General features: G+C 64.8%; 12 protein-coding genes. 10 read left to right on the forward strand and 2 right to left on the reverse strand.

The window, feature by feature from the left end; translation table 11 throughout:
- The first annotated feature begins 50 nt into the window (after positions 1 to 50).
- The gene (locus M1E01_RS02165; protein ID WP_457973470.1) at positions 51 to 452 is read left to right on the forward strand and encodes a hypothetical protein; all 402 of its coding nucleotides are present in this window, start codon (positions 51 to 53) and stop codon (positions 450 to 452) included.
- Between the two features lie 55 nt (positions 453 to 507).
- Here M1E01_RS02165 and M1E01_RS02170 read toward each other — a convergent pair whose 3' ends face one another.
- The gene (locus tag M1E01_RS02170) at positions 508 to 3,927 is read right to left on the reverse strand and encodes a DEAD/DEAH box helicase (protein WP_457973471.1); all 3,420 of its coding nucleotides are present in this window, start codon (positions 3,925 to 3,927) and stop codon (positions 508 to 510) included.
- A gap of 199 nt (positions 3,928 to 4,126) precedes the next feature.
- Between M1E01_RS02170 and M1E01_RS02175 the strand changes: the two genes are divergently transcribed.
- The 4 genes from M1E01_RS02175 (at position 4,127) to M1E01_RS02190 (ending at position 7,047) form a co-directional block, all read left to right on the forward strand.
- A complete protein-coding gene (locus M1E01_RS02175) occupies positions 4,127 to 4,360 on the forward strand; it encodes a hypothetical protein (protein WP_457973472.1) in 234 nt (77 codons plus the stop codon).
- Positions 4,361 to 4,365: 5 nt separating this feature from the next.
- Positions 4,366 to 5,553, forward strand: coding sequence for a baeRF2 domain-containing protein (locus M1E01_RS02180; RefSeq protein ID WP_457973473.1), 1,188 nt, complete (start codon positions 4,366 to 4,368; stop codon positions 5,551 to 5,553).
- A gap of 217 nt (positions 5,554 to 5,770) precedes the next feature.
- Positions 5,771 to 6,634 carry a DMP19 family protein gene (locus tag M1E01_RS02185; protein WP_457973474.1) on the forward strand — a complete coding sequence of 288 codons (864 nt, stop codon included), beginning with the start codon at positions 5,771 to 5,773 and terminating at the stop codon, positions 6,632 to 6,634.
- A gap of 284 nt (positions 6,635 to 6,918) precedes the next feature.
- Entirely contained in the window at positions 6,919 to 7,047 is a 129-nt protein-coding gene (locus M1E01_RS02190; RefSeq protein WP_457973475.1) for a hypothetical protein, read from the forward strand.
- Positions 7,048 to 7,085: 38 nt separating this feature from the next.
- On the opposite strand, the gene treS is transcribed toward M1E01_RS02190, so the two are convergent.
- Positions 7,086 to 9,269: a maltose alpha-D-glucosyltransferase gene (gene treS, locus M1E01_RS02195; protein WP_457974836.1), complete on the reverse strand. Its 2,184-nt coding sequence runs from the start codon at positions 9,267 to 9,269 to the stop codon at positions 7,086 to 7,088.
- Positions 9,270 to 9,714: 445 nt separating this feature from the next.
- Between treS and M1E01_RS02200 the strand changes: the two genes are divergently transcribed.
- From M1E01_RS02200 to M1E01_RS02220, 5 genes are all read left to right on the forward strand, one after another.
- The gene (locus M1E01_RS02200; RefSeq protein ID WP_457973476.1) at positions 9,715 to 10,737 is read left to right on the forward strand and encodes a LacI family DNA-binding transcriptional regulator; all 1,023 of its coding nucleotides are present in this window, start codon (positions 9,715 to 9,717) and stop codon (positions 10,735 to 10,737) included.
- 220 nt (positions 10,738 to 10,957) lie between these two features.
- Entirely contained in the window at positions 10,958 to 12,253 is a 1,296-nt protein-coding gene (locus M1E01_RS02205) for a sugar ABC transporter substrate-binding protein (RefSeq protein ID WP_457973477.1), read from the forward strand.
- A gap of 82 nt (positions 12,254 to 12,335) precedes the next feature.
- The gene (locus tag M1E01_RS02210) at positions 12,336 to 13,301 is read left to right on the forward strand and encodes a carbohydrate ABC transporter permease (protein WP_457973478.1); all 966 of its coding nucleotides are present in this window, start codon (positions 12,336 to 12,338) and stop codon (positions 13,299 to 13,301) included.
- Between the two features lies 1 nt (position 13,302).
- Positions 13,303 to 14,181, forward strand: a complete 879-nt coding sequence (locus tag M1E01_RS02215) for a carbohydrate ABC transporter permease (protein WP_457973479.1) — start codon at positions 13,303 to 13,305, stop codon at positions 14,179 to 14,181.
- A 34-nt stretch (positions 14,182 to 14,215) separates the two neighbouring features.
- The gene (locus M1E01_RS02220) at positions 14,216 to 15,754 is read left to right on the forward strand and encodes a glycoside hydrolase family 32 protein (protein WP_457973480.1); all 1,539 of its coding nucleotides are present in this window, start codon (positions 14,216 to 14,218) and stop codon (positions 15,752 to 15,754) included.
- The last annotated feature ends 72 nt before the right edge of the window (positions 15,755 to 15,826 follow it).

Below are 15,826 nucleotides of genomic sequence, written 5' to 3' on the forward strand. Positions count from 1 at the left end.
GCACGCCTGGGGTGTGACAGGTCCGTGGCAGCAGCGTCCGGGTGCGGGCCATGAGCTCCGGGCTTGCCCCTGCCGTGCAGTTCGCCGCCTCCCTGCCGGGTGCGGTTTTGCTGGTCCTGGGGCAGACCCTCGTCCTCGTCTGCGTCTGCTCCGACATGCTCCGGCTGCTCTCTGTGCCCCGCTCGCACGGACGCTACGTGGCCAACACTGTGTTCCGGACCCTGGCGCTCCCGGCGATTCTGGTCCTGGCCTGCACCGTACTGCTCGACGCCGCCGCCGGCGTGTGGGGGGATGTCACCCTCGGCATGTTTGTGCTGGTCGTGGTGACGTACCGGTGGCGTACCGACTCAGACGAGGACAACTGGTGGAAAGGCAAAGGCAAGGCACTGGGCCGGTGGCTCACGAAGCAGAACGCGGCCGGGTTCCGGCCTTCTCCGGCTGCAGCTATCTGACGGCCGGGATGCGCCATGTTGGTGTGCGGACGATCGACGTGCGGCGCGGGAGCCGTCAGTCGTTGAAGAGCCCGGCGAGGTCCTCAGCCGTGAGCGCGCCGCCTGAGAGCGCATCGCCTTCCATCACATCGGCGAACAGCTGGGATTTCTTCGCCTTGAGCGCCATGACCTTTTCCTCGATGGTGTCCTTGGCCACGAGCCGGTACACCATGACGTTCCGCTCCTGGCCGATGCGGTGCGTACGGTCCACCGCCTGCGCCTCCGAGGCCGGGTTCCACCACGGGTCGAGCAGGAACACATAGTCGGCCTCGGTGAGGTTCAGACCGAAACCGCCGGCTTTGAGGCTGATCAGGAACACCGGCGCTGCGCCGTTCTTGAACTCGTTCACCACGTCCGCACGGTTCCGTGTCCCGCCGTCGAGATAGCAGAACTCGATGTTCTCCTCGACCAGGCGCTCGCGGACCTTGCCCAGGAAACCCGTGAACTGGCTGAAGATCAATGCGCGGTGGCCTTCCGCCACCAGGTCCTCGAGCTGTTCAAAGAGCACGTCCAGCTTGCTGGACCGCACGCCCGACAGGGAGGCATCAACGAGGGACGCGTCCAGGCTGAGCTGCCGCAGCAGCGTCAGCGACTGGAAAATCGTGAAGCGGTTCTTGTTGGCGTCTTCGATCAGGCCCAGGATCTTCTGCCGCTCACGCTGCAGGTGCGTCTGGTACACCTTCTGGTGGCGCGGGTTGAGCACCACCTCCAGGATCTGCTCCTGCTTCGGCGGCAGGTCCTTGATGACCTGCTCTTTGGTACGGCGCATCATCAGGGGGCGGACCCGACGCCGGAGCTTGTCCAGCTGCCCCTTGTCACCGTTCTTTTCCACCGGCTTCTGGTAATACTCGGCGAACCGCGAGGGGCTGGCAAAGAGCCCCGGCGCGACAATGGAGGTCAGTGCCCAGAACTCCATGAGGTTGTTCTCCAGCGGTGTGCCCGTAATGGCGAGCTTGAAGGCAGCCGGAAGCTTGCGCGCGCACTGGTAGGCCTTGGACTGGTGGTTCTTCACGAACTGGGCCTCGTCCAGCACAAGCCCGGCCCACCGGCGTCCGGCATATGCCTCGTAGTCGATCCGGAAGAGGGCATAGGAGGTGATGACGATGTCCGCCCCGGCCATGGCCTCGGCCGGGTCAGCTGCGCTTTTTGCAAACGTTTCGCTGATCACGCGCACTGTGAGCCCGGGAGCGAAGCGCGCCGTCTCCGCCGCCCAGTTGCCCACAACGCTCGTGGGGGCCACCACCAAAAAGGGCGCGCCGCCGTCGGACGCGGCGCTGTTTCCAGCGGTTGCGCTGTTTTCAGTCGCGCCGGCTTCAGTAACCGTGCCGGACGCGTGCTCTTTGGCGGCGCACATCAGGGCCAATGCCTGGACGGTCTTGCCGAGGCCCATGTCGTCCGCCAGCACACCGCCGAGGCCGTGCCGGTACAGGAAACTGAGCCAGTTATAGCCTTCCAGCTGATATGGGCGCAGCTCGGCATCCAGGCTGGCAGGAAGGGGCAGTCCCTGCACTTCGCCCTCAAGCAGTCCGCCAACCGCTTCACGCCAGGCGGCTGCCTGTTCGTCCACGATTCCCAGCTGCGCCAGCTCGTCCCACAGCCCGGCCTGGAAGCGGCTGATCTGCAGCGGGCCGTCCTTGTTGTCCTGCAGCGAGCGCGCTTCGTCGATCAGCGCCCGCAGCTGGTGCAGCTCCGGCAGGTCCAGCGAGAAGTATGCACCGCTGGGCAGCAGCATCCGCGTCTGGCCGGCCGCGAGCGCCGAAAACAGCGCGGCAAATGAGACGGGCTGGCCTTCCAGCGTGATCACGATGCCGAGGTCGAACCAGTCCCGCTGGTCGGTCGCCTTGGTGGAGATCGCGACCACGGGGGCCTCCTCGGCCTCGCGGTAGTCGGCGATGTCCCCGGAGGTGTCAACCTCCACACCGGGAGTGTTCTGCAGGCGGGGAAGGACCTCTTCCGTAAAGGCAAGCGTGTCCAGCCCGCTCAGTTCGGCGGATGCGGCAAGGCGCGGCGTGCCCCAGCCTCCGGCAGCTGATTCGCCCAGCTTCGGCACCACATCCCACGGCTGGCCGACCGCCTCCAGGATGCGGGCCTCGGCGGCATCGTCCCGGTAGCCGTGGTCGCCGGGATGGCGCCACAGCGGCTGCGCGGTGACGAGGTTCCCCGACGTGTAGTGCCATTCCCAGTGCAGCCGCACCCGGTGGTCGGCACCGTAATTGGCCAGCAGGGACAGGGTGGGGACCGCGAGGTCGGGCAGCTCCACGGACTCGTCAGATGTGGTCACCCGCGCTGATTGCTTCAGTTTCGGGTAGAAGCCGGTGAGGAAGCGGCTTTCGTCCCGGGCCGGAATGTGCAGGGTGCTGCCGGCCGTCACGAACGCCAGCAGTTCCTCGCTGAGTCCGCTTTCCAGCGGCGCCAGCGTAATGGCGGATTCGCCGTTGACGCCGGGCAGCCCGTCCCCGTCGGAGGTGACGAAGATGCCGTGGGCCGGCCTGCCGATGGTGCCCACGGACGCCGGATCAACACTGTCGCCCGCAACGGTGATGGTGGGGGCGAGCTCCAGCCCGTCGCCGTGGCGGCTCAAATCAAGGCCGACGGCGGCGGGAGACTCCGCGACGCGCACCGGCTCCTGCCCCCGGCTGTGGACCAGGGCAAGGCCCATCTTTCTGGCCTCTTCCAGCAGGGCCCATAGGTTCTTGCCTGCGAACGTGTTCATTCCCAGCCAAAGGGCGGAGGAAGAATGCGCCCGGTTGGCAGCAGACGTGTGCGCGGCGAGGAAGGCCTGCATCCACTCCACATGGGTCTGGTTGCACTCCCGCTTGAAGCTCAGATAGCTGAGCGTGTTCCACGATACGTCCCCGCGGATCCAGTTGCCCTTGGCGCCCATGATCACCGGACGGGCCTTGAGCTGCCGGACGCTGCGCAGGGGATCCCGCCGGCCGGTGTAGGAAAAATGCGGGGCAGCCTCCTCCACCTCGAACTGCAGCGCCAGCGGGGTGCCGCCGGCGGAGGGCGCGATTCCCGGCTGGGAAATCAGCGGGCTGAGCGCCTGCTCCCAACCAGCAGGTTCAGCCGATGAAGGTTCCCTGACGAGCCGGGAGACATCGGCGGGTGCCAGCAGCTGCCTGCGGACGGCGGGGTTGTCCTCTGCGGCGAACAGCAGGGCGGCCACATGCTTGCAGTCCTTGCGCACCGGGCAGCTGCAGACGCCCACGGTGCAGCTCCAGCCGCCCGCCCTCCGCACCAGCTTGGCGGTGGTGGAATACGGTGCGTCGGCGCCGCCGCGCACCTTGCCCAGCATCAGTCCGGTGGCGGCGTCAAAGGAAATGCCGGTGACGCGGCTGCCCATGGCATAGGCGAGCCCGGCCGCAAGGGAGCGGTCGTTGATCGCGGGGGTCTGGATTGCCAGTGCCGCACTCTCGTCCGGTCTGGATGGCATGGTGGGCACTACTTTCGGCAGGTCAAACTTCTGCAGGCTATCTGATCCATCTTAGTCAGCCGGAAGAGGCCCTGAAACTTCCGGTGGCGGTTCACCCGGAATGGCGCCGGTGCTACGGTGGGAAAGTGATCTGCGGCACATTTGACCCAGGTTTTCGGGCACGGTTTTAGGGCACGGTTCAAGAGGATAGGAGATCGAAATGGTTGAGCGAGGAAACACCAAACACGGGTCCGAACTGGACGATCAAATGAAGCACGAGACGCAGGCCCTGCGTCAAAGCAGTCGTTCAGGGCACGCCGAGGAATTCCGGGAGACCGAACCGTTTCCGGACGACACTGACAGCCAGGAGGTCCGGGAGGCCGTACGTGAGAACCCGCCGGCGGAAGCGCCGGAGCCAGGCAACGGCGGCGCTGCATCTGACCGGGAAGCGTGATCGTTATGAGTGCGGCGCTTTCCAAGTACTCCAAGCTGTTCGAAGGAAACGGAACCTGGTGCACAGTGCTGGCCGATGCCGGCACGGGCACGGTCGATTCCCTCGAAGCCGCGGACCTCAGACCGGAACGCATTAGGGATGAGTTGCTGGCGGCGGGGGCTTCAAAGGAGGACGCGCAGGCGGTTGAGCAGGCCGTAAAGCCGCTGGAGGGGGTGCCGAATCCTGTAGCCCGCTTCCTGGTTGCCCATGGCGGTCGGGTGGAGGTGGACCAGGTTCTCGCCGGTGAGCGGGTGGACAGGCCGTATGTGAACGTGGGCGTCATTCCTGACCTGCTGCCCCTCATCCGGCATGCTGACCTGGATATGGCCGTCGTGACGGCCAGCGTGGACCGCACGGGTGCGGACATCACCTTGTCCTTTGCCCGAGCCGCCGGCGGCGAGGCTTTCAGCGAAACCACTGAGGGGAGCACGGAGAACATCAAAAAGGTCCCCGTTGGGGGATGGGCGCAAGGCAAGTTCCAGCACCGCACCGAGGAGATTTGGCGGAGGAATACCGAAGAGGTGGCTGCGGAAATCGACCGTCTTGTGGAACAGGAACGGCCGGTTGCGGTGGTGATCGGCGGTGACATCCGCGCACGCGACATGGTTCTTGACCAGTTGTCCAAGCGCAGCCGCGCCATCGCGGCGACCGTCGACGTCCATACCCGGGCCGGCGGTGCCGATCCAGAGGTGATGAACACAGCCGTCGAGAAGGCGCTGGCCGAAGCGCAGGCGCGCTCCCAGCAGCAGCTTCTGGAAAAGCTGGCAGAGGAAAAGGGGCAGAACAGCGCCGGCGCGGCGTTTGGTGTCGGGTCTGTTGTCCGGGCACTGCAGCAGGCACAGGTTCAGACCCTTGTTCTTAGCGACCAGCTGACAGCTGATCCCGGTGCAGGCAACACGGCCACGGACCCGGAAAGCCACCCGGCGCGTGCCTTGCTCGTCCTCAGCGCGAGTCCGTGGGTTTCCACGGTGCCGGAGGAAGCTGTTGGCGCCGAGGTCCTGGGCGAGGCGCCGGCGGCTGCAGCCCTCATCAGGGCGGCGGTTCTCACCGACGCAGAGGTGGAGGTGGTGCCTGCTGCCGCCATTCCCGGTGGGGCCCCTGCTGCTGCCCTGCTGCGGTGGGAAACAGGTCCCGCTGTTCCGGGCGGGCAATAGCGCCACATGAAGGCGTGGCGGCGGGCGGCCTTCCTCTTGTTTGGTTCTAACGGCCGCCCGCCGTTGTGCTGCCCTGGGCGAATTGTCTGGGACTTGGTATCTGGGCCTGCCCTCAAACTTCGCCTGACGTTCACCTCACCCTTAACCTCCAGGCATAGGGCGGGGCATACCTTGAAGGAGTCCTGAACGCCACCCGCTTCTGCAGTGAGGATTTCCAATGACGTCCAACGAGTACCCCGTCGTCCTGACCCTTGAAGGCACCGATGCCAGGGATGAAGAGGTCGTTGACGCCAACGTCGCCGTCATCAACGCCATGTTCCGTGAACTCCTCGGCCCGGGGGAAATCGCCCCCAACGCGCTGCGCAGCTACTTCGTCGACTTCTATCTCACCCAGGCTCTTGCTGGTGGTTTTGCGCAGTACGTTTACACGGCCGCGGACCGGGACGCGGTCGACAACTACGTCCGTGAAGGCCTCGAGGCCATGGGCGCTACCGCGCACCTGGCGTTGTTCGACCGTGCCGCCCAAGCCTTCAATGCCCTCACCGAGGAGGAAGCGGAGATCTATCTGGATGGTGAGTGGGACGCAGCCACGGACGGGGTCCTGCCGAATGCCGTCCAGGCTATGGAAGACCTTGACGCCGCCTTTGAGGCGCTGCTCGAAAACGAGGACATCACTGCTCTGAACGCCACCTGGCTGCGTGAACAGGAGGGCCTGGTGCTGCTGCAGGGGGAAGAGCTCAACGCCCACATCACACGGCGGCTGGAGCAGGTCCCTGACCTCGAACAGCGCCTTGCTGAAGCCGAGCAGGCAGCCCTCGAAACGGCGCCGGAATTCGAACTGATTATCCGCGAGCTCTGCGACATCGCCGGGTATACGCTGCAGGGCATCACGATGGGCGATCCCAACTACGAGCACAATGGCGAGATCGTCCTGGCCTGGAAGTTCAGCACCGACCACGGAGAGTTCCTCATGATCGAGGATGACGACGAGGCCTTCATGCTCAACCCGGAAACCAGGGAGATCATTGCCGCAGTCGAATTCGAGGACGCCGACGAACCGCTGGCGGATCTTCTCCGCTAGGGCTTATGTAGGAGCGTACGCATAGTGTGTACGCGGCGCCGTCCGGCCTGTGCTGCGGTCGCCGCCCGGCCCATTCTTGGGAAACTTCCGGGCGACCTCGCCGAAGGTGCCCACGTTCGGTCTCCTTTGCAGGTGGACTGCGGGACGTACATCAGTGTCGGCAAAGGCACGTTCATCAAGTGCAACCGCACGGCGCTCGGCGTCGGGCCAATCACCATCGGCGAAAGCAGTGTGATCGGCGCCGGCGCAGTGGTCACACGGGACGTGCCGCCCAACGTCGTACAGTGCTCGAGCGGCACTTCGACCCGGAAACTGCCCGGATGCTCGATACGCTGATCGAAGGGCTCTCTATCCACCGCGCCCTGGCCCTGAACCCTATGCCCGTAGAAACGGTCCGAGAAGCCGTCGAATGAATTGCGTCCGGCTCATGACGGGACCCTCCGCGCAAGTCCTACAGGCCGGGTGCCTCCTCGTCTGCAGGTTCCTCTTCGTGTAGGAGCAGGGCTGTGCCCTGATAGGCGGAAAGCTCGATGAAGAAGCTGTGCAGGTCATCCACCTGCCCCACGGTCTCGCCGCTGAACAGATCCTGCACGCTGGCGCCTGGGGGCAGGTGCGTGGACTGGATGGTGCCGGCGATGTCCTGGCCTGAGAAGTTAAGCACGGTGACCTGCAGCGCCCCGTCCCCCAGCCGGTTGACCATGACGAGCAGCCCGCGGTTGGAGACGTCCGGAACATCCAGCAAGGTGCCGGTGGCTATTCCAGTGTTTTCCCGCACCTCAAGGATCCGCTGCAGCCTCCGGGCGAAGGAGGAGGAATCCTTAAGCTGCTCCGGGAGGGAACCGTACAGGCTGCGGGCGCGGGGCATCCCTGACGACGAGGTCTCCGCGTCAGGGCTGGTGCCCATGATGTCGTGGGCTCCGCGGTTGATCCAGCGGGTGTCACCCTGGGAGGTGAGCTCCTCGACGTGCTTTCGGTCGAGGGCCGTTATGCCGGTGAGGTCCCATCCCGAAAGGGCAAAGACGCCCGGTTGCAGGGCGTTGTACATCGACAGCAGGATGTGGGCGTCCAGGACCTGGCCCTCCTGTTCCGGCGTTATTGCTTCAGGCTCGCGGATACCGAGCACGGCCATGATGAAGCTGACCGTGGTGCAGGCGATGCCGTTGGTCGTGAACACAGCATTGTAGGGTGCACTCTCTCCGGTCAGGCGCTCCCTCATGGTCTGCTGCACCTGCTCGGCGAGCTGGGCGCCCGTAAGCTCCTGGCCGTTGAACTCAAACAGCTCGTCTCTGTGCCCCGAGGCGAAGTGCATCAGTTCGTAGGTCAGTTCGTCGTGGTTCTGCAGGGCGTGGACCAGCGAGGCCTGATCGACACCGATTTCCATCGACAGGCGAAGCGTCAGCCGCAGCAGCTCGGTGTCAGCGGTGACAAGCGCGTAATGGTACGCGGGCCGGGTGATGAAATCGTAGGAAAGGTCAGGACCGGACTCGGAGGTCGCCTTGATGTCGTCGATCGTCAGGTTCAGTTCCTGGAACGAGAACCCCCCGACTTTGCGGATCATGGACCCGATGAGCTGGTTGGCTGCCTCGGAGAGGGGGTGCCCCTCGGACCAGCCCGGCTGCTCCTCAGCGCTTTTTTCCACGCCCAGGAAGCCGTTGGCGTCCAGGCGCAGCGCGCCGGTGCCCAGGTCAACCAAAGAATGCAAAGCGTCCCCGACCACCAGGCGCATTCCGGCGAAGGTGGGGTCCAGCCAGTTGATGGATGGCTGGCCTGCCTTGAAGTAGTGCAGGTAAACCCAGCGGCGGGTCTTTCCGGTAGTGTCAACGACCGGCCGCGTTGCACTCCAGTTGGTTTCCTTGACACCCGGTTCGTAGAAGATGACCCGCTGGAGCCGGCCGATGATGTATCCGGCAGCCTGCAGCGCCTGTTCAGACTCGAGACTCAGATTTGCCGAATCCTGCCCTTCGGGTACATCCGGAAGCAGGTGCCAGTCCTCCTCCGGGATATCGATCATGTGATAGATGCCCGGATAGTCCCGGAAGTTCATCTCGGCAAGGCGGAAGTCGGCTCCCTTGCCGGTGTGCCCGGGAACGATGTCATCAATGACCGTTCCGCCGTGGTCCGCGGCGACCTGGCACATCTGCCGGAATTCGTCCTCGGTGCCAAACACGGGGTCGATCGCCATGCTGATCCGGTCAAAGTGTCCGTCGACGCTGGGAGTCTGGGTCCACCCGCTGATGCCTCCTGCCAGCTTAACGGGACCGGTGTGGAGTGCCCTGATCCCGATCTCCCTGAAGGCTTCCCACATGCCTTGGTCGCCCAGGGCTGAGAGGAAGGACTGGCTAGGCTGTGTGATGAAGGACAGTGGGTAAGCGGTAAACCAGACGGGAGCACGCTCGACGGCGGCCCTAGGGTTGGGATGCGCATAGGAGTTCTGCCACATGCTGGCCTGCCCCGACAGTTGCCGGGCCAACGTGTTGGCATCCCCCAGCATCGCCTGGTTTCGCAGCCATTCGACATATGCCGCGTTGCGCCCGTCAAACTCAAGGGATGGCCTGGAGGCCAGGTACTGGCGCCGGCGGGCGATCGGCCTCAAAGCCTTGGGGCGGGCGGGATAAAACTGCTCATCGTAAGTGATGTCCGCCGGTTCGGCTGCAGCGTCGGCAGGCGCAGAGCCGGCCCCGGCCGAATCTGCTTCTTCGGCCGCTACTTCTTTCGCGCCGGCGGCGACTGCCTCGGCGGCAACTGCCTCCGGTCCTGAAATTCTCTCGTCGGTGGTGCTTGATTCCCGCACAGATTTCTCCCTTCCACAGGTTGTTCCTCGGTGCCGTGGATGCCTCCAAGACCTTTACTCAGAGTTCACGTACCCCGGCCCGCCGGGAGTATTCGCGTTTTATGAGCCAACGCCACACTATGTCTTCGAGTGAGCCCACTCAACACACTGGTGTATTTCCTTTCAGGGGCGGCAGAGTGAGAACCTCCAGACCCGCAGTCAAAGACCGAAGCACGCCGTTGACACTTGCAAAACGTTTTGTGTACTCTGGATCACACGAAGTACAAAACGTTTTGCAAAGGAACAGTCAATGGCGACAAGGGTCGGTATACGCGAGGTGGCGAAAGCTGCCGGGGTCTCGGTGACCACGGTCTCGCACGCGCTCAACGAAGCCACCAGCTTCCGGGTCAAAGCGGAAACCCAGCAGCACATCCGGGACGTAGCCAAAGACCTTGGCTACGCACCCAACAGGCTCGCCAGCGGTCTGCGCAACCAGCGGTCCCAGATCCTTGGGCTTGTCAGTGATGAAATCACCACCACCCCCTTCGCCGGCGCCATGATCCGGGGAGCGCAGGACGCAGCCTACGACCGCGGCTACGTGGTGATGGTGGTCAACTCCGGCCTGGACAGCGAGCTGGAGGCGCGGGAAATCCGGATGCTCCAGCAGCACCAGGTGGACGGTGTGGTGTACGCGAGGCTGTACCACCAGGGAGTGGAGCTGCCGCGTGAACTGGCCGGTCTGCCCACCGTGCTGCTGGACGCTGTCACCGCGGACAGCTCCGTCTCGTCGGTTGTTCCGGACGAGGTGGGGGCCGCTGAAACCGCTGTGGCAGCTCTTATCCGGGCGGGCCACAGCCGGATCGGCATGATCAACAACCAGGATGACATTCCCGCTACCCACGGCCGGCTCGAAGGGTTCCTCAACACGCTCCAGAAGCATGGTCTGGAGCACGACCCCCGGCACCTGGTTATCGGACAGGCAGAAACAGCAGGTGGCCGGGAAGCAGCGCTGGCCCTGCTCAGCCAGGAACAGCGTCCCACGGCTTTGTTCTGCTTCAGCGACAGGGTTGCCATGGGGGCCTATCAGGCTGCAGCCGCCCTGGGCCTGAGCATTCCCCGGGACGTTTCAATCGTGGGCATCGACAATCTCGAGCTTATTGCCGACGCCCTCTGGCCTGGCCTCACCACGGTGGCCCTGCCGCACTACGAGATGGGGCGTTGGGCGGTCAACCGCATTCTGGACGATATTGAACATCCGGGGACTCCCGCAGTGCAAGCGCAGCTGGACTGTCCACTGATCGAGCGGGGCTCGGTAGGCCCGCCGCCGGCATAGGCGGCAGGGCCAGGACAGACCTCCACAAGCGAAACACCCAACCACCCTCCCGCCGCTTCGCAGAAAGATCTGCAGAAAGATCCACCGAAAGATCGGCCGGGAAAACTCCACCAATGCCGGAAAATCCGTACAAAAGAGGGACGCAGCCGTTGCAGCGGCCGCGTCCCGGCGGACCCGGGGCAATCATCCACGCACAAATTCAGCAGAAGGATTGACCATTATGAACAAGCGATTCACTCGGATCCTGGGCACCAGCATAGCTGCGGCCGCACTCGTGGGCACCCTGGGCGCCTGCGGCAAGGGCAGCGCATCCGCGACGTCCGAGGGCTCTAACGAGATCACCATGTGGACCCACAATGCCGGCAACCCGGACGAGCTCAAGGCCATACAGGGAATCGTTGACTCCTACAACAAGAGCAGCGGCGCCAAGGCCCAGATCAAGGTCCAGGCTTTCCCACAGGAGTCCTACAACGATTCCGTGGTCTCGGCCGCTGCCGCCGGAAAGCTTCCCTGCATCGTGGACATCGACGGCCCCAACGTGCCGAACTGGGCGTGGGCGCAGTACCTGGCCCCGCTCAAGCTCTCGACCGACCTGTCCAAGCACCTGCCCAGCACCGTGGCGAAGTGGGAAGGTGAGACGTACGCCGTCGGTTATTACGACGTCGCGCTGGCGATGCTCGCCCGGACCTCCGACCTCAAGGCTGCCGGCGTCCGCGCTGCGACCGTTGAGGAGCCTTGGACGAAGGAAGAATTCCAGGAGGCCCTGACCAAGCTCAAGGCCCTGGGCAAGTGGCAGTTCCCCCTCGACATGGGAACGGCGGGCGCCGGTGAATGGCTGCCCTACGCCTACTCTCCGCTGCTGCAGTCCTTCGGCGGGGACCTCATCAACCGCGATGGCTTCCAGTCAGCCGACGGTGCCCTCAATGGCGAGAAGGCCGTTGAGTGGGCCACGTGGTTCCGCGGTCTCGCGGACCAGGGCTTCATGGCCAAGAAGAGCGGCAAGGATTCCACGCAGGACTTCCTGAACAACAAGAGCGCCATCGTGTACACGGGCTCCTGGGCCGCGGACAAGGCGCGCAAGGCACTTGGCAAGGACCTGGCGGTCATGCCCACCGTTGACCTCGGCAACGGCCCGAAGATCGGCGGCGCCTCCTGGCAATGGGGCGTGACCAGCGGCTGCAGTAACTCCGAGGCCGCCATGGACTACCTCTCCTACTCCCTGAAGCCGGAGAACATCGCTGCCGTGGCCAAGGCAACCGGAACCATCCCCGCCACCGACGAGGCTGCCGCGCTTCTCCCGGAGTTCGCAGAAGGCGGCGCCAACCGCGCGTTCATGGAGTTCTCCCGCCAGCAGGCTGTTATGCGGCCCGAGACCCCGGCCTACCCCTTCATCGCCACCGAATACGGCAAGGCCGTCCAGGACATCCTGGCCGGGGCCGACCCCAAGACCGTCCTGGACAAGGCGGTCAAGGCGATTGACGCCAACATCAAGTCCAACGGCGGCTACAAGAACTAGCCGCTGCCAAGCCGGAGGACGACGGTGGCACGCACCCGCCGCCGTCGTCCTCCCGCCGGCACTGACTGTCAACGGAGATTCCATGACAACCACCCAGCTTCCTCCCCGACGCCGCTCCGGCGTCCCCGCACCCGCGGCGCCTGTACCCTCCGCCACTCCGCGGCACCGCCGCCCGGGCTACCTGCGCGAACAGCTCAGCGGCTGGGGAATGATCGCTCCGGCAGCGGTCCTCCTGCTCGCCTTCGTGTTCCTCCCCGCCATCCTCGGCTTCGGCCTCGCGTTCACGAACGCCCGGCTCATTTCACCCCGGCCCGTGGAGTTCGTAGGAACAGACAACTTCGCCAGGCTGTTCACCGACCCCACGTTCTGGCGGGCGCTGCTGAACGTCAGCTACTTCGCCGTCGTGGTGGTCCCGGTCCAGTCGGCCCTGGCCCTGGCCATGGCGCTGCTGATCAACAAGAAATTCCGCGGCGTAAATTTCTTCCGCACCGTCTACTTCCTTCCCGTGGTCACCTCGATGGTGGTGGTCTCCCTGCTGTGGCTGTTCATGTACCGCAAGGACGGCCTGATCAACGAGATCCTGTCCACCGTGAGCTTCGGCCTCATTCCGGGAGCTGACTGGCTCAACGACCCCGCCACCGCCATGCCGGCCATCATCGCCCTCTCCATCTGGCAGGCCGCCGGCTTCCACATGATCATCTGGCTCGCCGGCCTGCAGAGCATCTCGGGCGAACTGTACGAGGCCGCGCAGCTCGACGGCGCAAGCCGCTGGCACCAGTTCCGCTACGTGACCTGGCCCGGCCTGAAGCACACCCGCAGCCTGGTCCTGGTGACCATCACCATCCAGGCGCTCGGGCTCTTCGACCAGGTCAGCGTGATGACCCAGGGCGGCCCGCTCGACTCCACCACCACCATCATCTATGAGGCAGTCCGCTCCGGCTTTAAGCAGCAGGAGACGTCCTACGCCTCGGCCATCTCCCTCGTATTCTTCGTCCTCGTGCTGCTGATTTCCGCGGTGCAGCGCTACCTGACCCGAGAGAAGGACTGACGTGAAGAACGCAATTCGCATCAGCAGTGCAGGGGCCATGGCCGTGCGCATCCTGTTCGCCGCCGTCGCCGCCTTTCCCATCGTTTTCATGCTCGTTTCCTCGCTCAAGCCGGACCAGCAGATCTTCGGGGACATGTCCTCGGTGGCCGCGTTCCTGCCCATTGGGAACATCTCGCTGGACAACTACGCGGCGGTCTTCGACAGGGTGCCGGCCGCCCGCTTCCTTATCAACTCCATCGGCATTTCCGCGGTCACCGTGGTGCTGGGCATCTTCATCAACAGCCTCTGCGCCTTTGCCCTCTCCCGCATGGAGGTCCGTGGCAAGCGCATCGTGTTCACCGCGATCCTCGCCACCCTGATCGTGCCCTTCCAGACCCTGGCGCTGCCGCTGGTGTGGTGGGTCAACCAGCTCCCGTACTTCGAGCTCAACGGCTTCAGCCTCGAGATCTCCAAAGGCTGGCTGGACACCTACCAGGTCCAGATCATCCCGTTCATCGCCAACGCCTTCTCCATTTACCTGTACCACCAATACTTCGAATCCATTCCGAAGGAACTGGACGAAGCCGCGCGGATCGACGGCGCCGGCTGGTTCAAGATCTACCGCCAGGTGGTGATGCCGCTGGCGGGTCCTGCCACCGCAACCGTCGCCATCCTGACCTTCCTGCCCGCCTGGAACTCGTACCTGTGGCCGCTCATGGTGGTCCAGTCCGAGGAACTGCGCCCGGTGATGATCGGCATCCAGTACTTCTTCCAGCTCAACGTCTCCTGGGGCGAAGTGATGGCCTATGCCTCCCTCATCACGGTTCCCGTGGTGGTCCTGTTCATCGCGTTCCAGCGGTCCTTCATCAACAGCATCGCCTCCAGCGGCGTCAAAGGCTGACCGGCTCCTCCCAGTTCGAAAGACAACCACTCACATGAATCCAACAGCCGAACTCGGCTGCCGTTACCGGCCGCGATGGCACTACGCCGCAGAGCGCAATTGGCTCAACGACCCCAACGGCCTCGTTTACTCCAACGGCGTCTACCACCTCTTCTACCAGCACAACCCCTCCGGTGACGTCTGGGGCAACATGTCCTGGGGCCATGCCACCTCGGCCGACCTGCTGACCTGGGACGAGCAGCCCGTCGCGATTCCCTGCGACGGGCAGGAGGCCATCTTCTCCGGCTCGGCCGTGGTGGACATCCATAACACCAGCGGTTTCGGGGTGGGGGGAGTTTCGCCGCTCGTGGCCATCTACACCAGCGCGTACGCGCCGGGCTCGCCCCTCGCCGGCCGGCAGGCGCAGTCCCTCGCGTACAGCACCGACGACGGCGCCACCTGGACCAAGTACGCCGGAAACCCGGTCCTGGACCGGGCGTCCGCGGAGTTCCGTGACCCCAAGGTCTTTTGGTACGACGGCGGCGCCGGAAGCTACTGGGTGATGGCGGCGGTTGAGGCACGCGACCACGAGGTGGTCCTGTACAAGTCCGACGACCTCAAGACGTGGGAGTACCTGAGCACCTTCGGCCCGGCCAATGCCACCGGCGGCGTCTGGGAATGCCCGGACCTGTTCGAGCTGCCGGTGGACGGCGATCCGTCAAGCACCCGGTGGGTCCTCGTCGTGAACCTCAGCCCCGGCGGCATCGCCGGCGGCTCGGCCGGCCAATATTTTGTGGGAACGTTCGACGGCGTGGCGTTCAGGTCCGAGAGCACCGTTACCGAGGGGTTGCAGACGGACGGGGACCGGATGGCCGAGTACGGCTGGCTGGACTGGGGCCGGGACTACTATGCTGCCGTGTCCTTCAGCAATGCCCCAGACGGACGCCGCCTGATGATCGGCTGGATGAGCAACTGGCAATACGCCGCTGCCACACCTTCAGACGGATGGCGCAGCGCCATGTCCCTGGTCCGTGAGGTCAGGCTGGAATCCCGGGGCGGGCGTCCCGTGCTGATCCAGGACGCCGTGGATCCTTTCGCAACCTCCGGAGCGGAGCTGTACACGCTGGGCTCTTTGGAACTGCAGGAGGGTGTCACCTGGCTGCCGTCCGAAGCGTCGGGCGACGTGCTCCGGATCGATGCCGAGTTTGAGCCCGCAGGGACGGGGAAAACGGGCCTGGTGCTCCATGCCTCCGGCCGCCCCACAGGGGAACTGGGCGCCCCAGAGGAACAGGGGAGCGAGCAGACCGTGCTGGCCTACGATTGCGGGACCGGGGAGCTCACCCTGGACCGGACCTCGTCCGGCAACGTCAGCTTCCACGACACGTTTCCGTCCGTGGAGCGGGTGGCCGTTCCGCTGATCGACGGCCGGCTGCGGCTGCGGATCTTCCTGGACCGGTGCTCCGTGGAGGTCTTCGCGCAGGACGGGCTGGCCACCATCACGGACCAGGTGTTCCCCTCAGACTCCAGCACCGCCGTCGGCCTCCTGGCAGACGGCGACGGCGGCACCCTGGTAAGCCTCACCGTCACTGGCTGAGCCGGCTGGTTCAAGCCCTCCGCCTGCTCACGCCCGCCGCCTGGTTCAAGCCCTCCGCCGTTTCGACGGTTC

The sequence above is a fragment of the Arthrobacter sp. D1-17 genome (assembly GCF_054130535.1).

What these genes read in the sequence shown, in the direction of transcription:
- M1E01_RS02165 (WP_457973470.1), top strand. Translation starts at nt 51, where the DNA reads ATGAGCTCCGGGCTTGCCCCTGCCGTGCAGTTCGCCGCCTCCCTGCCG.
- M1E01_RS02170 (WP_457973471.1), bottom strand. Translation starts at nt 3,927, where the DNA reads ATGCCATCCAGACCGGACGAGAGTGCGGCACTGGCAATCCAGACCCCC.
- M1E01_RS02175 (WP_457973472.1), top strand. Translation starts at nt 4,127, where the DNA reads ATGGTTGAGCGAGGAAACACCAAACACGGGTCCGAACTGGACGATCAA.
- M1E01_RS02180 (WP_457973473.1), top strand. Translation starts at nt 4,366, where the DNA reads ATGAGTGCGGCGCTTTCCAAGTACTCCAAGCTGTTCGAAGGAAACGGA.
- M1E01_RS02185 (WP_457973474.1), top strand. Translation starts at nt 5,771, where the DNA reads ATGACGTCCAACGAGTACCCCGTCGTCCTGACCCTTGAAGGCACCGAT.
- M1E01_RS02200 (WP_457973476.1), top strand. Translation starts at nt 9,715, where the DNA reads ATGGCGACAAGGGTCGGTATACGCGAGGTGGCGAAAGCTGCCGGGGTC.
- M1E01_RS02205 (WP_457973477.1), top strand. Translation starts at nt 10,958, where the DNA reads ATGAACAAGCGATTCACTCGGATCCTGGGCACCAGCATAGCTGCGGCC.
- M1E01_RS02210 (WP_457973478.1), top strand. Translation starts at nt 12,336, where the DNA reads ATGACAACCACCCAGCTTCCTCCCCGACGCCGCTCCGGCGTCCCCGCA.
- M1E01_RS02220 (WP_457973480.1), top strand. Translation starts at nt 14,216, where the DNA reads ATGAATCCAACAGCCGAACTCGGCTGCCGTTACCGGCCGCGATGGCAC.